The sequence below is a fragment of the Variovorax sp. GW458-11-26-14-LB1 genome, from assembly GCF_059423965.1.
In genome coordinates, this window is sequence record NZ_JBWKYW010000027.1 from 31548 (window position 1) to 51786 (window position 20239).

Consider the following 20239-nt stretch of genomic DNA (forward strand, 5'->3'; position numbering starts at 1 on the left):
GCCTGCGGGGTGGCTGCTGGGCGAAGGAGGGGAGCGCGACACCCGCGCACAGGGCTGCGCCCAGTCGGAGCAACCGGGCGCGCGTGAGGGCGTAAGGGTGTGCGTTCGTGAGGGGCGTCGTCACGAACGAAATTCTGCGCCCGCCATGCCGGCGGGCGGAAGGGCTCAGCGCAGGTAGCGCCCGTCGGCCTTGAGCATCGACAGCTCGGAGAAGGTCAGCCCGCGGTGCTCGCCGGGCCGGTACGACACGGCGATGCCACCGAGGTCGAGCGTCTTGAATGACTCCAGGCCCTTCTGCAGCGACTCGGGCGTGGGATTGGCGCCCGCGCGCTTCAGGCCTTCGACCATGACCTTGGCCGTGACGTAGCCCTCCAGGCTGGCGTAGCTGAACTCGGTCATGCCGATCTTCTTCATCGCCGCCTGGTACTCGGCAATCACCGGCATCGCGCTGTTCCACGGGTAGGGCACGACCTGCGAGATGACCACGCCGGCCGCGTCCTTCCTGATGTCCTGGAACAGCTTTTGCCCATTCAGGAACGAGAACGAATAGAACGCCGTCTCGCCGCCGGTCGCGCGGTAGGCCGCGATGAACTTCGCCGCCACGTCGTTGGTGGCCGACAGCACCACGGCCTTGGGCTTGAGCTTGGCCAGCTCGGCGGCGCGCTCGGCCGCGTCGGAGCCGTCGTTCTTGATGGCCACGCTGCCGACCATCTTGTCGCCGCGTTCGGCAATGAACTTCTGCGTGCTCTCCATCGCCGAGCGCGCGCCGGGGTTGTCGTTGTGCGCGAAGGCGATGCGCGACAGGCCGATGGTGAACAGGTGGTTCACGATGCGGCTGTATTCCTCGTCGAAGCTGATGCGCACCGGAAAACCGAACTCGCTGAACTTCACCACCGGGCCCGCGCCCGTGTACGGGCCGACGACGGGAATCTTCAGCTCGTTGGCCGCCTTCAGCGCGCCGACCGCCGACGAGGTGCCGATGGGCATCAGCACGCCGATGGCGCCGTCGCGTGCGAAGGTCTTGACGTTCTCGGCGCCCTTGGCGGGGTCGTAGGCGTCGTCGAGCTGGCGCAGCTCGACCGGCCGGCCGTTGACGCCGCCGCTCGCGTTCAGCGCGGTGAACATGGCACGGATGCCCACCAGCGGCTCGGTCGACAGCGACGCGAGCGGGCCGGTCTGCACGTAGGTCTGGCCGATCAGGAGCGGCTTGGCGGGCTGGGCCGAGGCGGGCACCCCTGCGAAGACGAGCGCGGCGAAGGCCAGAAGCCGCAGGTGAATCTTTTTGTGTCTCATGGTCACTAATTGTTAATAAACCGATCTTAAGGCGCGGGCCTTCGCACGTAAATCGATCGCTGGTTGCGACCTGGGAAATACTGTATAAAAATACAGTTAACAACTGCAATCATGGGCCTCCCTTTCCTCGACTCCTTTTCCACCGCCGCGGGCCGCGGCGTCTGGCACGCCGACGAACTCGGCCTGGCCGACGCGCAGGTCGTGACCACCGGGCATGCCGCGCTCGACGCCGAGCTGCCCGGCGGCGGCTGGCCCGTGGGCGCGATGACGGAGCTGCTGCAGGCCACGCCCGAGGCCCATGTCTGGCGCCTGCTGCTGCCCGCGCTGGCGCAGGCCGTGGAAGCGCGCGGCGGGCCGGTGGTGCTGGTCGGCGCGCCTTACGAACCCTGCGGCACCGCGCTGGCGGCGCAGGGGCTGCCGGTGGAGGCGCTGATGTGCGTGCGCAGCGACGCCCCGGCCGCGCGGCTGTGGGCCTGCGAGCAGGCGCTGCGCTGCGCCGAGATCGCCGCCGTCGTCGCCTGGCTGCCGCAGGCCCGCGTGGGCGAACTGCGGCGGCTGCAGCTGGCGGCCGCACAGCACGAGGTGCTGCTGTTCGTGTGCCGGCCCGAGTCGGTGGCGCTGTCGGCCTCGCCCGCGCGTCTGCGCCTGCGCGCCGAGCGCTGCCCGGACGACCCGGCGCAGATCGCGCTGCACCTGCTCAAGCGCCGGGGCCCGCCGCTGGCCGCGCCGGTGCGGGTGCCGGCGCGCAACGCCCGCATGAGCGCGCTGCTGGCCGCCGCCCGCGTGCGGCGCCAGCTGCGCCTGCAGCCGCCCGTGGCACCGGCCGCCGCGCCGTCGGCCACGGTGGTGCGCATCGACGCATGGAAAGGAGGCCCGGATGCACTGGATCGCCTTGCAGTGGTCGTCTGAGTCCGAAGAAGCCGACGCCCCCGACATGCCTCCGCCCGAAGCCCTGGGCTGGTGGGCGCTGCAGTTCACGCCGCACGTCGCCTGGCAGGACGAGGCGCTGATGCTCGAGGTCTCGGCCTGCGAACGCCTGTGGGGCGGTCGCGCGCCGCTGATGCGCCAGCTGCTGGCCCTCAACCCCGCGCCCGACGCGCGCATGCGCGGCGCGCAGGGCGCCACCAGCCTGATCGCGCTGGCGCGGCTGCGCCTGTTCGCGCGCAACGAACACCGGCCCGCCGAGGTGCCGGCCGGCCTGCCGCTGGACACGCTGACGGCCGCGCAGGGCCACCTCGATCTGCTCGCGCGCCTGGGCTGCCGCACCTGGGGCGAGGTGGCCGCCTTGCCGCGTGGCGGTCTCACGCGGCGCTTCGGCACCGGGCTGCGCGAGGCGCTCGACATCGCCTGGGGCCTGCGCCCCGAAAGCCACGCCTGGCTCACGCTGCCCGACGTGTTCGAGCAGAAGCTCGAACTGCCCGCGCTGGCCGAGACCGGGCCCGAACTCATGTGGTCGGCCAACCGCCTGCTCTCGGCGCTGCAGATCTGGCTGCGCGCCCGCCAGCGCGGTGCGCGTGCGCTCGAGCTGCAGTGGACGCTCGACCTGCGGCGCCTCAACGGCGTGACCCTGCCGCCGCACCAGCAGCTCACCGTGCGCACGGCCGAGCCCACGCAGGACATGGCGCACCTGCGCCGCCTGCTGTCCGAAAAACTCGCGCTCACCACGCTGGCCGCGCCTGCGAGCTGGCTGAAGCTGCGCACGCTCGAAACCGATCCGCTGGCCGGCGCCAGCACCAGCTTCCTGCCGGAAGACAACCGCAAGGGCGACAAGCTGCACGAGATGGTCGAACGGCTCAGCGTGCGGCTCGGTGCCGACCAGGTGGTGGTGCCGCTCGCGCAGGCCGACCACCGGCCCGAGCGCCAGCAGCGGTGGCGGCCCGCCTTGCAAAAAGAGAAAACACCTGCACCCGACAAGGCCCGCAAGGACGCCGCCTCGCAGCCCGATGCGATCTACCCGCCCTGGCTGCTGCCCGAGCCCTTGCGGCTCGAGATGGACGGCGAGCGCCCGTGCTACTGCGGGCCGCTGCGCAAGCTGGTCGGGCCGCAGCGCGTCGAGGCCGGCTGGTGGGGCGGCGAGGAAGACGGCGGCCAGCCCGCGATGCGCGACTACTACGTGGCCGAAAGCCCCGAGGCCGGCCTGGTGTGGATCTTCCGCGAGCGGCCCGCCACGCGCTTTTCGTCGGGCGAGGTGCGCTGGTACCTGCAAGGCTTCTATGCCTGACCTGAGCGGCAAGGAAGAGCGCAAGCGCCAGCCTGCCAAGGTGCATGTGCTGCCGCAACGGCTGCGCCCGGCGCCGGGCCTGCCCGGCTATGCCGAGCTGCACTGCCTCACGAACTTCAGCTTCCAGCGCGGCGCCTCGACGCCCGAAGAGGTGGTCGAGCGCGCCTACCACCTCGGCTACGCGGCGCTGGCCATCACCGACGAATGCTCGGTGGCCGGCATCGTGCGCGCGCATGTCGCGTTGCGCGATCTGCCCGTCAAGCTGGACACCTACGAGCGCGAGCACCCGGACGAGCCGCCGATCCCGCGCCACCCCGAATTCCGCCTGCTGTTCGGCAGCGAGTTCCGCTTCGAACGCTTCAAGCTCGTGGTGATCGCGAACGACACCGAGGGCTGGGGCAACCTCTGCGAGTTCATCACCGCCGCGCGCAACACCGAGCTGCCCAAGGGCGAGTACCGCGTCGACTGGGACACGAGCGACGTGGCCTCGCTGCAGCGCTGCCAGGTGCTGTTCGTACCGCACCGTCCGCCGGGTGGCATGCCGGATGCAGCCACCGTGCAGGAGGACCTGGCCGCGGCCAGGGCGCTGTACGGCGACAACCTCTGGCTGGCCGTGGAACTGTTCAATGAACTCGACGACGACCTCTGGCTCGTCACGCTGATGCAGGCGGGCGAACAGGCCGGCGTGCCGCTGGTCGCGGCCGGCGACGTGCACATGCATGCGCGCGGGCGCAAGCCGCTGCACGACGTGCTCACGGCGGTGCGCGAAGGCCGCACGGTGGCCGAGTGCGGCTTCGCGCTGCAGTCGAACGCCGAGCGGCACTTGCGCCAGCGGGTGCGGCTGGCCGAGCTGTACCTGCCCGCGATGCTGGCGAACACGCTGGAGGTGGCGCAGCGGTGCCGCTTCGATCCCGAGGTGATCCGCGAGACCTACAAGTACCCGCTGGAGACCGTGGGCAGCAGCGAGACGGCGGCGCAGACGCTGGTGCGCAAGACGTGGGAAGGCGCGCGGGTGCGCTACCCCGACGGCCTTCCCGAGAAGGTGCGTGCACAGGTCCAGAAAGAACTCGACCTGATCACCGAGCTCGAATACGAGATGTTCTTCCTCACGGTGGAAGACATCGTGCGCTTCGCACGCTCTCAAGACATCCTCTGCCAGGGCCGCGGTTCGTCGGCCAACTCGGCGGTCTGCTACTGCCTCGGCATCACCGCGATCAACCCCGACAAAGGCCACCTGCTGTTCGAGCGCTTCCTGAGCCGCCATCGCAAGGAACCGCCCGACATCGACGTCGACTTCGAGCACCAGCGGCGCGAAGAGGTCATCCAGTACATCTACGAGAAGTACGGCCGCGAGCGCGCCGCCATCGCCGCCGTCGTCATCTGCTACCGCTCGCGCAGCGCCTTGCGCGACGTCGGCAAGGCCATCGGCATCGACGAGCGGCTGGTCGACGAGTTCGCCAAGGACCACTACTGGTTCGACGACACCGTGCTCGGCGAGCAGCTCGACAAGGCCGCCGCGCGCGTCGGCGTGAAGGAAGACCGGCTCAAGCTGATGCAGTGGATCGAGCACACGCAAAAGCTCAAGGGCTTTCCGCGCCACCTGAGCCAGCACGTCGGCGGCTTCGTGCTCACGCACACCAGGCTCACGCGGCTGGTGCCGGTCGAGAAGGCGTCGATGAAAGACCGCTCCGTCATCCAGTGGGAGAAAGACGACCTCGAAGCCATGGGCATGCTCAAGGTCGACGTGCTCGCGCTGGGCATGCTCAGTGCGATTCGCCGCGGGCTCGATCACATGAACCGCTGGCGGGGCTCGATGATGGAGATGCACCACATCCCCAACGACGACCAGAACGTGTTCGACATGATCTGCGACGCCGACACCATCGGCGTGTTCCAGATCGAGAGCCGGGCGCAGATGTCGATGCTGCCGCGCTTGAAGCCGCGTACCTATGAAGACCTGGTGATCGAGGTGGCGATCGTGCGGCCGGGGCCCATCCAGGGCGGCATGGTGCATCCGTACCTCAAGCAGCGCGAGCGGGTGGCCAAGGGCTTGGAGATCACCTATGAAAAGGAAGCACTCCGTCCGGCCTTGGAGCGGACCTTGGGCATCCCGATCTTCCAGGAGCAGGTGATGCAGATCGCGATGATCGCGGCCGGATTCTCTGCCGACGAAGCCGACCAGCTGCGCCGTGCGATGGCGGCCTGGAAACGCAAGGGCGGCCTGGGCAAGTTCCACGACAAGCTGGTCAAGGGCATGACCGCCAACGACTACAAGGAAACTTTCGCCGAAGCCATCTTCAAGCAGATCCTCGGCTTCGGCGACTACGGCTTCCCCGAAAGCCACGCCGCGAGCTTCGCGCTGCTGGTCACCATCAGCAGCTGGCTCAAGAACTACGAACCCGCCTGCTTCCTCGCTGCACTGCTCGACTCGCAGCCGATGGGCTTCTACAGCCCCTCGCAGCTGGTGCAGGACGCGCGCCGCCATGGGGTCGAGGTGCGGCCGGTCGACGTCACATGCAGCGAGATCGACACCACGCTCGAGGCCCGCGCACCCGATGCGCCGCGCATGCCGCCAGGCACCGACACGCGCTACGCCGAGCGCCTGGGCAACGAGAACCAGCCCGCCGTGCGGCTGGGCCTGAACCGGGTCCTGAGCCTCAGCGAAGCCGGCGCCAAGCGCCTGCTCGCAGCGCGTGCACAAGCGCCTTTCACCAGCACCGAAGACCTGGCCCTGCGCGCCGAACTCGACGGCAAGGACATGGCCGCGCTCGCGGCGGCCGATGCGCTGATGTCGCTCTCGGGCCATCGGCGCCAGCAGGTGTGGGATGCCACCGCGCAGCACCGCTCGTCGGCCCTGCTCAAGGGCGTGCCGATCCACGAACAGGCGCTGCTGCTGCCCGCCGCCCCCGAGGGCGAGGAAATCGTCGGCGACTACGCGGCGCTGGGCCTTACGCTGCGCCGCCATCCGCTCGCGCTGCTACGCCCGCGCCTGGCGCGCATGCGGCTCCTGAGCGCGGTGGAGCTGCGCGCCGCGCGCAGCGGCCAGACCGTGCGCGCCTGCGGCATCGTCAAGGGCCGGCAGCGGCCCGGCACTGCCAACGGCACCATCTTCGTCACGCTGGAGGACGAGACCGGCAACGTCAACGTGATCGTGTGGAGCCACGTCATCGAGGCCTGGCGCGAGCCGCTGCTCAAGTCGCACCTGCTCGCGGTGCAGGGCACCTGGCAGCGCGACGACGACAGCGGCGGCAAGGTGCAGCACCTGATCGCCACCGGCTTCAAGGACCTCACGCCGCTGCTGGGCCGGCTGGCACAGAGCAACACCAGCCGCGACTTCCACTGAGGCATTGCGAATGCAACCGATCGTTCCATGCCTCGCGCCGCCCCTCACTTTTCGCTAACCTGTTCCTCCCATGTCCGCACTCGCCGCAACCGCCGGATTTGCCCTTGCCGATGAGGTCGTCGCCACGCCGATCGGCCCGCCGCCGCCCGCGCCCGATGTGCCCATGCCGCCACCGCCGCCGCCCGTGCTGCCGCCCGAAGGCGATCCGCCGCCGGTCATGCCCCCGGTGACGGACCCCGGTTTTCCGCCGCCGGTGAGCGACCCGCCGCCCTTGCAGACGGCCGTGCCCTTCGGCAAGCCGCACGCACGGCGCCTGCGCGAGATCTACCGCTCGGCCGGCTGGCCCTGCTGCGACACCATCGAGGTCGAGCTGCTCGCGGGCGGTTTTCTCGAACGCGTGCGCAGCGCGCTGGGCCACGAGACGCTGCGCGTGACCGACGCGGGCATTGCGCGCATTGCCACCACGCTCACGGTCAACCGTGCGGCGCTGTCGCCGCACGAGGCGCTGGTGGAGCGCGTGGCGCGCGAGATGACGCGCGGCGGCCGCATCGCCTGGCGCGGCCTGGGTCTGCGCGCCCGGCTGCCGCCGCTGGAGGAGGGCGGCAAGCCGCGCTGGTGCATGGCGCGGCCCGATGTCTTTTCGATTCGCAACACCAGCGTCGAGGCCTACGCGCATCCCATCGTGCACGAGGTGAAGGTCAGCCGCGCCGACCTGCTGGGCGATCTGCGCAAGCCCGACAAGCGCGCGGCTTATCTCGACCTGGGCGGCGAGTGCTGGTACGTGCTGGGCAACGACGCCAAGGGCCGCTGCATCGCGTCGCCCGACGAGATCCCGGCCGAATGCGGCGTGATGGTGCTCGAGGGCGAGCGCCTCGTGGTGGCGCGTGCCGCGGTGCACCGCGCCTTCGAGCGCATTCCTTTTTCGGTGTGGCTGGCGCTGGCCAAGGCGCAGCCCGTGGCGGGCTTCGAGGACGACGCGCAGGATCTGCTGATCTGAGCGGCGCCCTGCAGGTGCTTCAGGTGATGGCGTCGTAGTCGCGGTGCGCGACGGCGACCACGTTGCCCGGATCGAACTGGCTCGCCATCTGGCGCAGGCCTTCCTCGCGGTCTTCGCGACTGGCCTGCGGGTCGAACATCTGGTCGCAGAACTCGAGCAGGTCGCGCACGATGCGTTCGTGGCGGTAGTAGGCGAGGGCGAGCGTGTCGACCGCCTCGCTCGTGCCGTAGCCCTGGAAGAACAGCGCTTCTTCGCGCGGCTGGTTCCACACGCCGCCGACCCCGCCGCCGATGAACATCAGGTCGCGCTCCTTCGGCGCGAGGATGAGCGTGTCCCAGTCGACGATGCACAGGCGGTCGTCGTCGCCCAGCAGCACGTTGCCCGCGTGCAGGTCGGCATGGCACAGCACCTGCGGCAGCGACTTCTCGAGCAGGATCGAGGCAAGCTGTTCGCTGCGGTAGACGATCGAATCGATCTCTTCGTCGTGCGTGTCCCAGAAGGCGAGGAAGCGCGCCACCAGATCGTCGCCCGCCACGCCGTTGATGAAGCGGCGCTGGTAGCGGCGCACGCCTTCGCGCCAGTGGTGCGAATAGCTTTCGCGTGGCAGGCCTGCCAACAGCGATTCGGGCAGCTCGGTGCGGTGGATGGCGTTCAGCGTGGTGCCGAGCAAGGTCCATTGCCGATCGGTCGGCGTGCGCGTGAAGCCGTCGACGCCGTCGAAGAAGGGGTAGAGCGCCCAGCTGAAGCCATGGTCTTGCACGCTGAGTTGCTGCGTGCGCGTGGGCATCGGCGCCATCACGGCGTCGATGCCTTGCGTGTGGTGCAGGAAGGCCGGCACATCGACCACGGCGGCATTGAAACCGCTGCGGCGCAGCTTCAGGAAATGCACGCGACCGTCCGGTGCCTCGATGCGGAACGCGGCCGAATCGACGTCGGCGCCCAGCGGCAGGAATTCGGTGCGTGTCGCCTGCAGGCCGTAGGTTTCGGCGAGACGCGCTTGAACGGCATCGGGGGCGATATCGGGTGGTGTCAGCATGCGGCGGGCGTGGCGTGGGTTCGATGGGCGCCGAAAATTGTCTCACCCGATAAGGCCACGAAAGCCGGCCGGCCCTTGTCAGACGGCGTCTTCTTTGTCTTCTTCGTCGGCCTCGTAGGTCGCCAGCACCTTGTGCTCGACGGGATGCGAAGTGAACGAGCGCACGAGCAGGAATTTCCTCACGCGCCATGGGATCGGCGGCAGGCGCATCGGGTAGGCCGCGCCCTCGGTGCGGCGGGCGATGGTGATGTGCGGTGTGAACGTCGGCGTTTCCGTGACGATGCCCGCCTTCTGGACGGCACGCCCGATGTCCGCATGCAGGGTGCGCAAGGCGCCGTGCTCGGCGGGCTGCAGCACCGCGATGTCGTTGCGCCATGTGCGCGAGCTGTCCAGCACCAGGCTCATGGGCCGCACCCGAACCTGGGCGAGCGCTTCACGCAGGCGTTTCTCAACCTCCTTGGGCTGGTCTCCGAAGCAGTGGAGCGTCAGGTGCAGTCGCGGGCTGCGAGGAAAGTAGTGGCCCTTGGGCCAGATCCATTCCTTGCGGTGCGCTTCGATGGCCGCTTGCACGTCGGGCTCTGGAAACAGCGCGATGAGAAGGTGGCGTTGCCTCTCGAAAGCGGGGGAGTCCCAGTCGGGTTCGGGCCCGTTCGCAAACGCATCGCCACGGTTGAAGTCGTCCATTGCAGTTCTCCGGGGGAAGAAGGATGAAAAGGCGGTTCAGGGCTCCGGCGGCCACCAATGCGCGGCCGTCGTCCGGATGACGCGCGCCGCCTGAACGCGGATGTCATCCTGTTCGTTGCTGTCGTCGTGGCCGTGCTCCCGCGTCACGCGGAAGGGCCAGTTCGAAATCCGGCCTGTCTTGCCGGTGGTGCGCGGACGCGACTGCAACGGATGCTGTCGCGAGGAAAAAAAGAGCACCTGCGCCGAGGGCGCAGGCGGGTTGGCGGTGGTCATGGCGTCGCCTCGAATGTTGTTCTTGGAGACGAGCCATTCTAGAGAAAAGACTGTATTTATGTACAGTATATTTGCAGTCTATCGAAGATCGTTGCCCAGCAAGGCGTCGAGGTCGATGGCCGCCGCCATCGCCCGGTAGCCGGCGTCGCCGGGATGCAGGTGGTCGCCCGAATCCATGGCGGCCTTCAGCCGCGCAGGCCGGGCCGGGTCGCGCAGCAGGGCGTCGACATCGACCACCGCATCGAAGGCGCCGCCTTCACGGATCCAGCGGTTGATGGCCTGGCGCACCTTGTCTTTCTCGGGCGAGTGGTGGCCGGCCAGCGGCGTGCCTTCGAGCGCGCGTTCATTCGGCGGAATCGTCGCGCCCACGATGCGCACGTTGTGGGCGTGGGCCATCTCGATCAGCTGGCGAAAGCCCTGGATCACGGTCTCGGCGCGCACCGCGGGTTCCTGCGGCGCAAAGGGACCGCCGGGCCAGCCGATGTCGTTGGTGCCCAACAGCACGACCATCGCGCGCACGCCGGGTTGCGCGAACACGTCGCGGCCCGCGCGTTCGAGCGCCGCGCGGCCCATGCCGTCCTTCAGCAGCCGGCCGCCCGAGATGCCGGCGTTGAGCACGCCCACGCCGCGCGGCGCGAGCCGCTCGGCCAGCGCGTCGGGCCAGCGCGTGTGGGCGCCGGGCGTCGAGCCGTTGCCGTCCGTGATCGAGTCGCCCAGCGCGACGACGGTGACGGGCGCCTGGGGCGTCTCGACGATCAGCCCGCTCACGTAGACGCGCGTGCTCCACGAGGTGGCGGCGGCCGGCAGCCGCGCGGCGGCGCTCAGGTCGCCGTCGGCGATGTACAGCGTCTGCCGCGCGTCGAAGTGAAAGCCCGCGGGCTGGCTGGGTTCCGGCAGGTAGAGCGACACGGCCACCTCGCTCAGCGCGGGCAGCGGCAGGCCGACTGGGTCGCTCACGAGGCGCGCACCGGGCGGCAGCGTCACGTCGCTGCGGCCACCGAAGCGCAGCACGCGGTCGGTGCCTTCGACGACCGCCGAGCCGCTCGCATGGCGGGCCACGCGCGCCGCGCCGATGTGCAGCGGCGTGATGCCGCCTTCGTTGCTGATCACCACGCGCAGCCGCGTGCCGCCGATGCTCAGGCGCGCCACCTGGCGCAGCGTCTGCCGCCCGAAGCGGGCGGGAATGCCCAGGGGCAGCACGAAGCTTTCGTCCCACAGCGGCTGGGTGGCGGCCATCCAGCTGGGGCTCCAGTGGGTGGGCGCGGCCATGGAAGCGGTGGCGGCGCCCGCGAGGGAAAGGGCGAGTGCGCCCTGGCGCAGGATGGTGGTGAGTCGCGAAGCGGTCATGTGGAATGTCCTCAGGTGAAAGAAGTGTCGATGGACGAACTTTCTTCCATTCGAATCGCGAGGGGTAGAAGGCAGAATGGCATGCATCGCATTCCTGATTCGAATGACCCCATGGACACCCTTCGCGCACTCTCCGCCTTCGTGCACAGCGTCGAACTCGGCAGCCTCTCGGGCGCGGCCCGCGCGCTCGACACCACGCAGCCCACCGTGAGCAAGCTGGTCGCGGGGCTGGAGCGATCGCTGGGCGTGCGGCTGCTGCGGCGCGCAGCCACCGGCCTGAGCCTCACGGAAGAGGGCCAGCGCTTTCACGAACGCGCGCGCCGCATGCTCGAGGACTACGGCGATGCCGTGGCCGACGCGCGCGCCCAGGTGCAGCAGCCGCGCGGCCTGCTGCGCCTGAGCGCGCCGGTCACGCTGGGGCAGCGGCACCTCAACGCGATGGCGGTCGAGTTCCTGCGGCTGTACCCCGACATCGAACTGGAGCTGGTGCTCGACGACCGCTTCGTCGATCCGCGCGAGGAGCGCATCGACGTCTCGCTGCGCGTCGGCGGCGCGCTGCCACCCGATCTTGTCGCGCGCCACCTGGGCAGCTGGCCGCGCGTGCTCGTCGCCTCGCCGGACTACGTGGCCGCACGCGGCAAGCCGCGCACGCCGCACGATCTGCTGGCCCACGACTACCTGCGCTACGCGGCGGGCGACGACGGCGTGCTGCTCACGGGCCCGGACGGCGCGGTGACCGTGCCGGTGCGCAGCCGCTACCGCGTCAACAACGCCGTGGCGCTGCTCGACAGCGTGCTGGCGGGCGCGGGCGTGTCGCTGCAACCCACGTGGATGGTCGCGGACCTGCTGGCCCAGGGGCGGCTGGTGCGCGTGCTCGCGCGGCACACGGGGCCGGCGCAGGAGCTGCACCTGCTCTACGCGCCGCGCCGGCAGCTGCCGCTGCGCGTGCAGGTGCTGGTCGACTTCCTGGCGCAGCGCGTGGCGGCGCTGCCGGGGGCTGCGAAAGCGCCGCGGCGCTAGTCAGGCCGCCTTGCGGGCCACGCTCTTCGCGCGTTTGGCCGCAGCAGGCTTGCGCGCGGTCTTGCGTGCAGAAGCCGTCGACTTCGCCGCACGTTTCTTCGCCGCAGGCGGCGTGCGCTTGCCGCTGCGCAGGCTGCGCGCGAGCAGCTCGGTCAGGTCGATCACCTCGGCACCGCCCTCAGGTGCTTCTTCTTCCGGCTGCACCACCGTCTCCGTGTCGCCCGCCTTGACCTTCTTCTCGACGATCTTCATCACGGCGTGCTTGAACTCGTCCTTGAATTCGTCGGGGTTCCACGGACCCGACATGTCGCCGACCAGCTGCTCGGCCATCTTCATCTCGGCGGCCGACAGCTTTGCGCCCTTGATGCCGGCGGCCGGCAGGTCGAGCCCGTCGGCGTCCTTGATCTCGTCGCCCCAGCGCAGCAGGTTGAGCACCAGCACCTTGCCGAAGGGAATCAGCAGCGCCAGGTGCTGCTTGGTCGCGATCACCACCTTGGCCAGCCCGACCTTGCCGGTCTTCACCAGCACCTCGCGCAGCAGCGCGTAGACCTTCTGGCCCTTGTTGATCGGCGCGAGGTAGTAGGGGCGCTCCAGGTACACGAAGGGAATCTCGCCCACGTCGAGAAAGCGCTGGATCTCGATGGTCTGCGTGGTGCGCGGGTAGACGGCCTCGATCTCCTTGGGCGAGATCACGACGTACTTGCCGTCTTCGTACTCGAAGCCCTTCACGATCTGCTCGCGCGCGATCTCCTTGCCCGTGCGCTTGTTGATGCGCTTGTAGCCCACGGGGTCCATGCTGCGCTTGTCGAGCCAGTCGAAGTCGATGCCCTGTTCGGTGCTGGCGGTGTGCAGGCCCACCGGGATGTGGACCAGCCCGAAGGTGATGGCGCCTTTCCAGAGGGTTCTCGTGGCCATGGTGTGCTTCCTTCCTTGTTCGTGGGTTCGTGGCTATCGCTTGAAGCCGAGCCGCTTCATCGCCTCGCCCAGCGGCTGGCGCGTGGTCCAGTAGTCGGCCCAGGGGTCTTCGGACTGGAACGACAGGTGTTCGCGCGCCGTGGCGATGGTCCAGTGCGCGCCGCTCTTGAGGCCGGCGAGGTCGTCCCAGCGCACCGGCATCGACACGCCCATGCCCGGCCGCGCCCGCGCCGAGTAGGCCGCCACGGTGGTCGCGCCCACGCCGTTGCGCAGGTAGTCGGCAAAGAGCTTGCCGACGCGGTTCGACGGCCCGCTCTTGGCCACGAACTTCGACGGAATCACGTGGGCCATGTGCTGCACGATGGCGCGCGAGAAGGCCTTCACCGTGTCGTTGTCGTAATGCATGCGCAGCGGCACGACCACGTGCAGGCCCTTGCCGCCGCTGGTCTTGAGCCACGACACCAGCCCCAGTTCGGTGAGCAGCGTGCGCATCAGCAAGGCGGCTTCCTGCACATGCGCCCACGGCGTGCCTTCGCCCGGGTCGAGGTCGAAGATCATGCGGTTGGGCCGGTCGAAGTGCGTCGAGGTCGCGTTCGATGTGTGGAACTCGATCACGTTGAACTGCGCGGCGTTCAGCAGGGCTTCGCGCGTGCCGACCTCGAGCATCGACGGATGACCGGGCCACAGGGCCGGGTCGAGCTGCTTCACGCCGGCGATGTGGACCTTCTCGGCATGCTTCTGGAAGAAGATCTCGCCGCCCACGCCCTGCGGCCCGCGCACCAGCGCGCAGGGGCGCCCCTTCAGGTGCGGCAGCATGTCGTCGGCCACCGATTCGTAGTAGCGCACGAGGTCGAGCTTGGTGCGACCCGAGGCCGCATCGATCACGCGCTCGCCGTGGCTCACGGCGACGCCGCCGACGGTGGAGGCGGATTTCTTCGATGAGGTCTTCATGGCCTTCGTGCCTTTTTCGCGAGGGGCAGGTGCGATGTCGCGAGGCTCTTCATGCACGATCTCCGAGGCCGGCTTGTCGTCGCGCATCGCCACGAAGGACGCGTGGCGGATCTGCCCGTCCGGCGTCCATGCGGCGAAGCGCACCTCGGCCACGAGCCTGGGCTTCACCCAGTGCCGCGTGCCGCCCGGCCGGCGGCGGCCGGGCTTGGCCTCGCCGCCGGTGAACGGCGCGTGGTCGGTATCGAGCGCGGCGAGCTGGCGGCGAATGTCGCGCGCCTCGCGGTCGTTCCAGCCGGTGCCGACGCCGCCGACCGACACCAGCTCGCCGTTCTTCGCGTGCACGCCCAGCATCAGGCTGCCGATGCGCGTCGGGCTGTCGGTGCGCAGCGTGTAGCCGCACACCACGAACTCCTGGCGCCGGATGCACTTGAGCTTGAGCCAGGTGTCGCTGCGGCGCGAGACATACGGCGCGTCGGCGCGCTTGGCGATCACGCCCTCGAGGTTCATGCGGCAGGCCGATTGCAGGATCGAGTCGACATCGGCCTCGAAGTCGCTGCTGAAGCGCAGGCGGCGCGTGGCGCGCGCGTCCATCAGCTGCCTGAGCAGCCGGCGGCGTTCGGCGAGCGGCGTGTGGCGCAGGTCGAAGCCCTCGAAGAAGGGCACGTCGAACAGGAACATCACGATGGGGTCGGCGCGTTCGCGGTCGAGTGCGTTCTGCAGCGCGTTGAAGTCGGGCGTGCCGTTCTGGTCGGGCACGACGATCTCGCCGTCGAGCCAGGCGTTGCCGATGCCCAGGCGCTCCAGCTCGGCCACCAGCTTCGGCAGCTTCGCGCTCCAGTCGTGACCGCCGCGCGTGAGCAGGCGTGCCTTGCCGTTGCCGATGCGCGCCATGAGCCGGTAGCCGTCGAACTTGATCTCGAAGATCCAGTCGCCGGGTGCGCCTTCGGGCACGCCGGTGGCCAGCGTCGCGAGCTGCGGTGAAAGTTTGGCGGGCAGGCGTGCCTTCACCGCGCCCGTTGCGGGCAAGGCGGGCAAGGCTTGGGCCTTGGCCTTGGCGGTCTTGCGCGCCCCGGCCACGCTGTCGGGCAGCGCGGACACCACGTCGTACTCGGCATGCGAGCGCGCGAAGGCATCGCGCTTCTTGAACAGCAGCCAGGGCGCCTGCCGCTCGCCGCCCTTGGCGATCCTGACGAGTTCCCACAGCCCTTCGAGCTTCTGGCCGTGCAGCCGGAACGCGAGCTTGCCCGCGGCCAGGCCCTTGCGCGGATCGCCCACGGGCTCCCAGGTGCCGTGGTCCCACACGATGACGTCGCCCGCGCCGTAGTGGCCTTCGGGAATCGTGCCCTCGAAGCCGGCGTACGAGAGCGGGTGGTCTTCCACATGCACGGCCATGCGCTTGTGCGCGGGGTCGAGGCTCGGCCCCTTGGGCACGGCCCACGACACCAGCACGCCGTCGAGTTCGAGCCGGAAGTCGTAGTGCAGCCGCCGCGCCGCGTGCTTCTGGATCACGAACGCGGGCGCGTGTGGCCGGGCCTTGCCGCCTTCGGCGGGTTCGTCGGTGACGGCGAAGTCGCGCTTCGCCTGGTAGGTTGCGAGGGGCGTGTCGGAACGGGCCATGGCCTCTGGTGTGCCCGCATTCGCGCCGCGCCGCATCGGCCAGGTGCCCGGTCTTCGTGTGGGCCAAGGCCGCACGCGCGCGAGGACGGGGCAACGGTCAGGCGGGTGCCAGACGGGTCCCACGCGCAGGCGCTGTGCCCTCCGACCGGCGCGCCGCGCGATCCGCAGAACATGAAGGCACTGCAGCCGCCAACCCGGAGGAGGCAGCCATGTGAGCCCGTGTGCATCGCACCAAGGAGACCCCATGACTTCGAAGCAGACCCCCGACCCGAAGCCGGCGAGCCCGGACAAGAACCCGCCGGAGAAGTTTCCGTTTCCCACGTCCGAGAACCACGGCAAGCCACCCACCGAGGCCGCCAAGCCGACCGAGCAACCGTCCAGCGAAGAAGCGCTCGACAGCGGCGTGGAAGAGTCCTTTCCGGCGAGCGACCCGGTGTCGGTCACCGTCACGAAGGTCAAGCTGCCATCGGGCGATGCGGACAAGGACAAGAAGGACGAGAACAAGAAGGCCGACGCCTGAGGCTCCGATGGACCTGCGCCTGAACACCGTCATGGCCGCGGAACCCGCCACCGGCCCGGCCACGCGCCGCGTCGTCACCTGGGACGTGCGTCCGCAGGGCTACTGCAGCGAACACGAGCACGCCACGCGCGCCAACGTTGCGCAGCGCCTGGCGGCGCTCCAGGGCTGGGCGTTCGCGGGCGCCTACGACGCCAGCCAACCGGGGCCGGACCTGCTCTACTTCGTGCCGAGCGACACGCTCACCGATCCGCACCAGGCGCGCGCCATGGGCATCGCCGGCGTGGACGACCTCTTCGGCGGCGTGGTGCCGCATGCCTTCGTCGCCACCAAGGCGATCAGCCATCCGCTCATCGGCCCCGACGCCGTGCGGCCCTTGGGCTGGTCGGCCCGGATCGCGGTGGAGATCGCCGATGCCGCCTTGCCCGGCTTCACCTGCTTCAGCCTGGACGAGGCGCGCGTTGCGGGGAGGGCGCTGCTCGACATCGGCCGCGTGCGCCTGAAGCCCGTGACGGCGACCGGCGGGCGCGGCCAGCAGGTGGTCGACGGCATCGATGCGCTCGAGCGCTGTCTCGATGCGATGGGCGACCGCGCGATCGCCACCGAAGGCCTCGTGCTCGAAACCAACCTGGAACAACCCCAGACCTACAGCGTCGGGCAACTGATCGTGGCGCAGCGCCTCGTCAGCTACTGCGGCGAACAGCGCCTCACGCGCGACAACGCCGGGCAGGAGGTCTACGGCGGCTCCGACCTGCTGCTGGTGCGCGGCGACTTCGACGCGCTGCTGGCCCGCGTCGATCCGCTGCCGCCGCTGCGCCGCGCGATCGAGCAGGCCCGGCGCTACCACCGCGCGGTGATCGATTGCTACCCCGACTTCTTCGCCTCGCGCGTGAACTACGACGTGGCGCAAGGGCTCGACGGCCAGGGCGACTGGCGCTCGGGCGTGCTGGAGCAGTCGTGGCGCGTCGGTGGCGCCACCGGCGCAGAGATCGCGGCGCTCGAAGCCTTCCACCAGGACCCGGCGTGCCAGCGCGTGCACGCGTCCTGCTTCGAGGTGTACGGCGAGGCCGCCCGCGTGCCCGCTGGCGCCATCGTGGCCTACCAGGGCAACGACCCCGAAACCGGGCCGCTGTGCAAATACACGGTGATCGAAACCACCGCCACCCCGCATGCCGACACGCCATAGTTCCATCGACATTCCCGTGGACGGCCATCACATCGAGGGCACGCTGTTCGCCGCGTCCAGCATGGTGCCGGGCGTGTTGCTGGTGCACGGGTGGGACGGCAGCCAGGAGCAGTACCTCAAGCGCGCGCAGGAGATCGCAGCGCTTGGCTGCGTCTGCCTGACCTTCGACCTGCGCGGCCATGCGCGCCATGAAGGGCTGCGCCAGCAGGTGACGCGCGAAGACAACCTGCGCGACGTGCTCGCCGCCTACGACGCGCTGGTGGGCCACCCGACCGTCGACCCCGCGGCCGTGGCCATCGTCGGCAGCAGCTACGGCGGCTACCTGGCCGCGCTCGTCAGCGCGATGCGGCCCGTGCGCTGGCTCGCGCTGCGCGCGCCCGCGCTGTACCGCGACGGCGAGTGGGACACGCCCAAGGGCCTGCTGAGCCGCTCCGACCTCGTGGCCTACCGCCGCACGCTGGTCGGGCCCGACGACAACCGCGCGCTCGCGGCCTGCGCAGCCTTCACCGGCGACGTGCTCATCGTCGAATCGGAAGACGACCAGACCGTGCCGCACCCCGTCATCGAGAACTACCTCGCCGCCTTCAAGCGCGTGCGCTCGGCGACCTACCGCACCTTGTCCGGCGCGGACCACGCGCTGTCGCGCCTGGAATCGCGCCAGGCCTATGGCGCGCTGCTCGTGTCGTGGATCACCGAGATGACGCTGGGCGCCAAGGCGACGTCGACGCTCACCAGGCCGGTGTCGAGCGGCTCGGCCTGAGGCACGCGCCGAAGCTGTAGGCCGCTTCCTTCCCGAACATGCGCGCCAGTCCATCACCATGCGCCGCGTCGCGCGCGCCGAATCCTGACCCCATGGTGACGGAGACAAAGAGATGGACTTCGAAGGCATCTACTGCTTCGATACGGCCACGGTGCGTTTCGCCGTGTACCCCGACGGTCCCGACGGCGCGCGCGTGCTGGCGCAGATTTCGCAAGACGTGCTGCACGATGCGCTCGGCGCGAAGGAAATCGGCGAGCACACGCTGCATGCCTGCAAGCGGCATTTCGACGTGATTTCGGCGGCGGCGGTGGCGCGCTTTCGGGCCGATCCGCGCGGGCCCATCGTGCTGGCCTGCGGCGATTTCGCACGGATGCATGCACCGCGCTGAGACGCGGGTGGCGAGGCGCTGTCGGGCGAAAGTTCTCGCACGGCGCTCGCACCGTGCGACCTGTCGATTTGGTTACAAAAGCAACCTATCCGGCCCGCATTTTCGGGGGCGCAACGACCTAGACTGCGCCTCGTTTCCTCAGGAGCCTTCCCATGCCCATGGACTTTCTGGAGCGCATCGAAGACGCGTCGTTCCCGATGGCGGTCCGCGACGAAGCCGACATCCACTGCGCGACCATGCTGGTCGCCGCGCACCTCATCGAAGCCGTGCTGCCACCGGCCGCCAGCGGCACGGGCCCGCGCGTCGCTGTCGTCCTGCTCATCACGCCGCAAGGGCGTGCGGCGCTGCGGCTGCGAAGGGATGCGCTGCAGACCTGAGCTATTGCGCTTTGGTCGGCATACTCAGGCCTTCCAACCAAGGAGCGCGCATGACGATCGCAGGAACGTTTCATCTGGAGCCCGCAGGAGAGTTCATTCCCGTTCAAGGACTCCCTCGGGCGATGCTCTACCGGTTCTCCAATACGGGATCTGACGTACTCCACGTAAACGATATCCCCGTACCAGCAGGCAACAGTCTCGATCTCTGGGCGGCCAAATTCAGGCTGTGGAGTTCCGGTGCCAGCGTGGGCACGAAAGGCACCTTCGAATTGCTCGCCGCGAACTAGTATTCGCGTCACAGTTTTTTCTCTTGAATTCGACGCATCAAATCCATGAGTTTGGCTTTCCAGCCCCCCACAGGTTGATTTGCTTCCGGAGCTGTGCGTACCAGGAGAGATACGGAGTCCTCGTGGCCAGACGCTCGGGCACCCTCGGGCTGGGCATCAATTGGATCTTGAGGATTGAGCCAGCGATACTCCCTCCCATCAAATGATGGAGGCGGAGATGAAGGAAGAAGGACCCGAATGGGCCTCGGCACTTGGTGCCTCTGGACTCGCGTTGCTACTGGTGTCGTTGGGGCTGATAGCCGCCGGGGGCTGGTCTTGGTTCGCGAGCTTCCTGGGGTCGGCTGCGCCAGCTTGGGTGCAGGCGGTGGGATCCGTCGCGGCGATTGGTGTGGCAGTTGCCATACCGCTGCGGCAACAGCGGCAGCAAAAGAAGGACGAGGGTCATCGGCACAGGGAATCCCGACTCGCAATCGCGCGTTCTTGCTACCTAGCATGCGACGAGGCTGCTCAAACCATGGGCTATATCGCAGGGAAGCTTCGCGCGAATGTTGGAGCAGCGTTTCGCCTCCGGACGGAGCGGGTCACTGACTTGCTTGCCACCCTGCAAACGCTGGTTGGGAAAGATATCCCGCCCGAGCTTCTTAAAGATTTGCTGACGATTCAGCGTGAGCTTTCGTACACGCATATGGCCTTGAAACAACTATGGGGCGTGAACCTTGTTTCGTCGAAGCGAGCCGCTGCTGCAGAGGCTCGAGAGCAGCGCGTGAACGATGCCCTTAATGCTCTCAAGTTGAGGCATCAACTCTACGAGTGGATTCATAGTGAGAGTGGGCCTCGCGTTTCCGCTCCTCCGCTCGATTTCAGTGACATGGGCGAGTAGGTCCATTCCATTGCACTTGTCGCTGGACGCCAGCTACGTGGCCGCGTTTCTATCCGAAGGGCGCCTGAAGCACATGCTGGACGGCAGTGGGATGGGGGAATCCAATGCCTGAGCACAGGGCAAGAGGCTGGCAATTCGTCATCCATT

General features: G+C 68.9%; 19 protein-coding genes. 12 read left to right on the forward strand and 7 right to left on the reverse strand.

What is annotated here, in order from left to right; genetic code table 11:
- Positions 1-165: 165 nt before the first annotated feature.
- The gene (locus AC07YS_RS18430) at positions 166-1293 is read right to left on the reverse strand and encodes an ABC transporter substrate-binding protein (protein WP_495268791.1); all 1128 of its coding nucleotides are present in this window, start codon (positions 1291-1293) and stop codon (positions 166-168) included.
- A gap of 111 nt (positions 1294-1404) precedes the next feature.
- Between AC07YS_RS18430 and imuA the strand changes: the two genes are divergently transcribed.
- The 4 genes from imuA (at position 1405) to AC07YS_RS18450 (ending at position 7854) form a co-directional block, all read left to right on the forward strand.
- On the forward strand, positions 1405-2202 hold the full coding sequence (imuA, locus tag AC07YS_RS18435) for a translesion DNA synthesis-associated protein ImuA (protein ID WP_495268790.1): 798 nt from the start codon (positions 1405-1407) through the stop codon (positions 2200-2202).
- Entirely contained in the window at positions 2171-3514 is a 1344-nt protein-coding gene (locus AC07YS_RS18440) for a Y-family DNA polymerase (RefSeq protein ID WP_495268789.1), read from the forward strand. Before imuA ends, AC07YS_RS18440 begins: the two co-directional genes overlap by 32 nt.
- Positions 3507-6857, forward strand: a complete 3351-nt coding sequence (locus AC07YS_RS18445; RefSeq protein ID WP_495268788.1) for an error-prone DNA polymerase — start codon at positions 3507-3509, stop codon at positions 6855-6857. Before AC07YS_RS18440 ends, AC07YS_RS18445 begins: the two co-directional genes overlap by 8 nt.
- A 70-nt stretch (positions 6858-6927) precedes the next feature.
- Entirely contained in the window at positions 6928-7854 is a 927-nt protein-coding gene (locus AC07YS_RS18450) for a hypothetical protein (protein ID WP_095744951.1), read from the forward strand.
- 19 nt (positions 7855-7873) lie between these two features.
- Here AC07YS_RS18450 and AC07YS_RS18455 read toward each other — a convergent pair whose 3' ends face one another.
- The 4 genes from AC07YS_RS18455 to AC07YS_RS18470 all read right to left on the reverse strand — a co-directional run bounded on the left by AC07YS_RS18455 (position 7874) and on the right by AC07YS_RS18470 (position 11194).
- Entirely contained in the window at positions 7874-8890 is a 1017-nt protein-coding gene (locus AC07YS_RS18455; RefSeq protein WP_495268787.1) for a phosphotransferase enzyme family protein, read from the reverse strand.
- A gap of 78 nt (positions 8891-8968) precedes the next feature.
- A complete protein-coding gene (gene thpR, locus AC07YS_RS18460) occupies positions 8969-9574 on the reverse strand; it encodes an RNA 2',3'-cyclic phosphodiesterase (RefSeq protein WP_495268786.1) in 606 nt (201 codons plus the stop codon).
- 36 nt (positions 9575-9610) lie between these two features.
- The gene (locus AC07YS_RS18465; protein WP_095744954.1) at positions 9611-9847 is read right to left on the reverse strand and encodes a hypothetical protein; all 237 of its coding nucleotides are present in this window, start codon (positions 9845-9847) and stop codon (positions 9611-9613) included.
- Positions 9848-9925: 78 nt separating this feature from the next.
- Positions 9926-11194 carry an SGNH/GDSL hydrolase family protein gene (locus tag AC07YS_RS18470; RefSeq protein WP_495268785.1) on the reverse strand — a complete coding sequence of 423 codons (1269 nt, stop codon included), beginning with the start codon at positions 11192-11194 and terminating at the stop codon, positions 9926-9928.
- A 111-nt stretch (positions 11195-11305) separates the two neighbouring features.
- Here AC07YS_RS18470 and AC07YS_RS18475 point away from each other — a divergent pair, with 111 nt between their 5' ends.
- Positions 11306-12214, forward strand: a complete 909-nt coding sequence (locus tag AC07YS_RS18475; RefSeq protein ID WP_495268784.1) for a LysR family transcriptional regulator — start codon at positions 11306-11308, stop codon at positions 12212-12214.
- On the opposite strand, the gene ku is transcribed toward AC07YS_RS18475, so the two are convergent.
- Both ku and ligD read right to left on the reverse strand, forming a co-directional pair.
- A complete protein-coding gene (ku, locus tag AC07YS_RS18480; protein ID WP_495268783.1) occupies positions 12215-13129 on the reverse strand; it encodes a non-homologous end joining protein Ku in 915 nt (304 codons plus the stop codon). It lies immediately after the preceding gene.
- Between the two features lie 33 nt (positions 13130-13162).
- Positions 13163-15697, reverse strand: a complete 2535-nt coding sequence (gene ligD / locus AC07YS_RS18485) for a DNA ligase D (RefSeq protein WP_495268782.1) — start codon at positions 15695-15697, stop codon at positions 13163-13165.
- A gap of 244 nt (positions 15698-15941) precedes the next feature.
- Between ligD and AC07YS_RS18490 the strand changes: the two genes are divergently transcribed.
- The 7 genes from AC07YS_RS18490 to AC07YS_RS18520 all read left to right on the forward strand — a co-directional run bounded on the left by AC07YS_RS18490 (position 15942) and on the right by AC07YS_RS18520 (position 20092).
- Entirely contained in the window at positions 15942-16217 is a 276-nt protein-coding gene (locus tag AC07YS_RS18490) for a hypothetical protein (RefSeq protein WP_495268781.1), read from the forward strand.
- A 7-nt stretch (positions 16218-16224) separates the two neighbouring features.
- Positions 16225-17400, forward strand: a complete 1176-nt coding sequence (locus AC07YS_RS18495; RefSeq protein ID WP_495268780.1) for a DUF3182 family protein — start codon at positions 16225-16227, stop codon at positions 17398-17400.
- Positions 17384-18160, forward strand: a complete 777-nt coding sequence (locus AC07YS_RS18500; protein WP_354347656.1) for an alpha/beta hydrolase family protein — start codon at positions 17384-17386, stop codon at positions 18158-18160. Before AC07YS_RS18495 ends, AC07YS_RS18500 begins: the two co-directional genes overlap by 17 nt.
- Before the next feature lie 112 nt (positions 18161-18272).
- Positions 18273-18548, forward strand: coding sequence for a hypothetical protein (locus AC07YS_RS18505; protein WP_492695732.1), 276 nt, complete (start codon positions 18273-18275; stop codon positions 18546-18548).
- A 152-nt stretch (positions 18549-18700) separates the two neighbouring features.
- Positions 18701-18925 carry a hypothetical protein gene (locus tag AC07YS_RS18510; RefSeq protein ID WP_062472399.1) on the forward strand — a complete coding sequence of 75 codons (225 nt, stop codon included), beginning with the start codon at positions 18701-18703 and terminating at the stop codon, positions 18923-18925.
- Positions 18926-18975: 50 nt separating this feature from the next.
- Positions 18976-19212 carry a hypothetical protein gene (locus tag AC07YS_RS18515; protein WP_487847188.1) on the forward strand — a complete coding sequence of 79 codons (237 nt, stop codon included), beginning with the start codon at positions 18976-18978 and terminating at the stop codon, positions 19210-19212.
- Between the two features lie 217 nt (positions 19213-19429).
- Positions 19430-20092, forward strand: coding sequence for a hypothetical protein (locus AC07YS_RS18520; protein WP_495268779.1), 663 nt, complete (start codon positions 19430-19432; stop codon positions 20090-20092).
- Positions 20093-20239 lie beyond the last annotated feature (147 nt).

What these genes read in the sequence shown, in the direction of transcription:
- AC07YS_RS18430 (WP_495268791.1), bottom strand. Translation starts at nt 1,293, where the DNA reads ATGAGACACAAAAAGATTCACCTGCGGCTTCTGGCCTTCGCCGCGCTC.
- imuA (WP_495268790.1), top strand. Translation starts at nt 1,405, where the DNA reads ATGGGCCTCCCTTTCCTCGACTCCTTTTCCACCGCCGCGGGCCGCGGC.
- AC07YS_RS18440 (WP_495268789.1), top strand. Translation starts at nt 2,171, where the DNA reads ATGCACTGGATCGCCTTGCAGTGGTCGTCTGAGTCCGAAGAAGCCGAC.
- AC07YS_RS18445 (WP_495268788.1), top strand. Translation starts at nt 3,507, where the DNA reads ATGCCTGACCTGAGCGGCAAGGAAGAGCGCAAGCGCCAGCCTGCCAAG.
- AC07YS_RS18450 (WP_095744951.1), top strand. Translation starts at nt 6,928, where the DNA reads ATGTCCGCACTCGCCGCAACCGCCGGATTTGCCCTTGCCGATGAGGTC.
- AC07YS_RS18455 (WP_495268787.1), bottom strand. Translation starts at nt 8,890, where the DNA reads ATGCTGACACCACCCGATATCGCCCCCGATGCCGTTCAAGCGCGTCTC.
- thpR (WP_495268786.1), bottom strand. Translation starts at nt 9,574, where the DNA reads ATGGACGACTTCAACCGTGGCGATGCGTTTGCGAACGGGCCCGAACCC.
- AC07YS_RS18465 (WP_095744954.1), bottom strand. Translation starts at nt 9,847, where the DNA reads ATGACCACCGCCAACCCGCCTGCGCCCTCGGCGCAGGTGCTCTTTTTT.
- AC07YS_RS18470 (WP_495268785.1), bottom strand. Translation starts at nt 11,194, where the DNA reads ATGACCGCTTCGCGACTCACCACCATCCTGCGCCAGGGCGCACTCGCC.
- AC07YS_RS18475 (WP_495268784.1), top strand. Translation starts at nt 11,306, where the DNA reads ATGGACACCCTTCGCGCACTCTCCGCCTTCGTGCACAGCGTCGAACTC.
- ku (WP_495268783.1), bottom strand. Translation starts at nt 13,129, where the DNA reads ATGGCCACGAGAACCCTCTGGAAAGGCGCCATCACCTTCGGGCTGGTC.
- ligD (WP_495268782.1), bottom strand. Translation starts at nt 15,697, where the DNA reads ATGGCCCGTTCCGACACGCCCCTCGCAACCTACCAGGCGAAGCGCGAC.
- AC07YS_RS18490 (WP_495268781.1), top strand. Translation starts at nt 15,942, where the DNA reads ATGACTTCGAAGCAGACCCCCGACCCGAAGCCGGCGAGCCCGGACAAG.
- AC07YS_RS18495 (WP_495268780.1), top strand. Translation starts at nt 16,225, where the DNA reads ATGGACCTGCGCCTGAACACCGTCATGGCCGCGGAACCCGCCACCGGC.
- AC07YS_RS18500 (WP_354347656.1), top strand. Translation starts at nt 17,384, where the DNA reads ATGCCGACACGCCATAGTTCCATCGACATTCCCGTGGACGGCCATCAC.
- AC07YS_RS18505 (WP_492695732.1), top strand. Translation starts at nt 18,273, where the DNA reads ATGGACTTCGAAGGCATCTACTGCTTCGATACGGCCACGGTGCGTTTC.
- AC07YS_RS18510 (WP_062472399.1), top strand. Translation starts at nt 18,701, where the DNA reads ATGCCCATGGACTTTCTGGAGCGCATCGAAGACGCGTCGTTCCCGATG.
- AC07YS_RS18515 (WP_487847188.1), top strand. Translation starts at nt 18,976, where the DNA reads ATGACGATCGCAGGAACGTTTCATCTGGAGCCCGCAGGAGAGTTCATT.
- AC07YS_RS18520 (WP_495268779.1), top strand. Translation starts at nt 19,430, where the DNA reads ATGAAGGAAGAAGGACCCGAATGGGCCTCGGCACTTGGTGCCTCTGGA.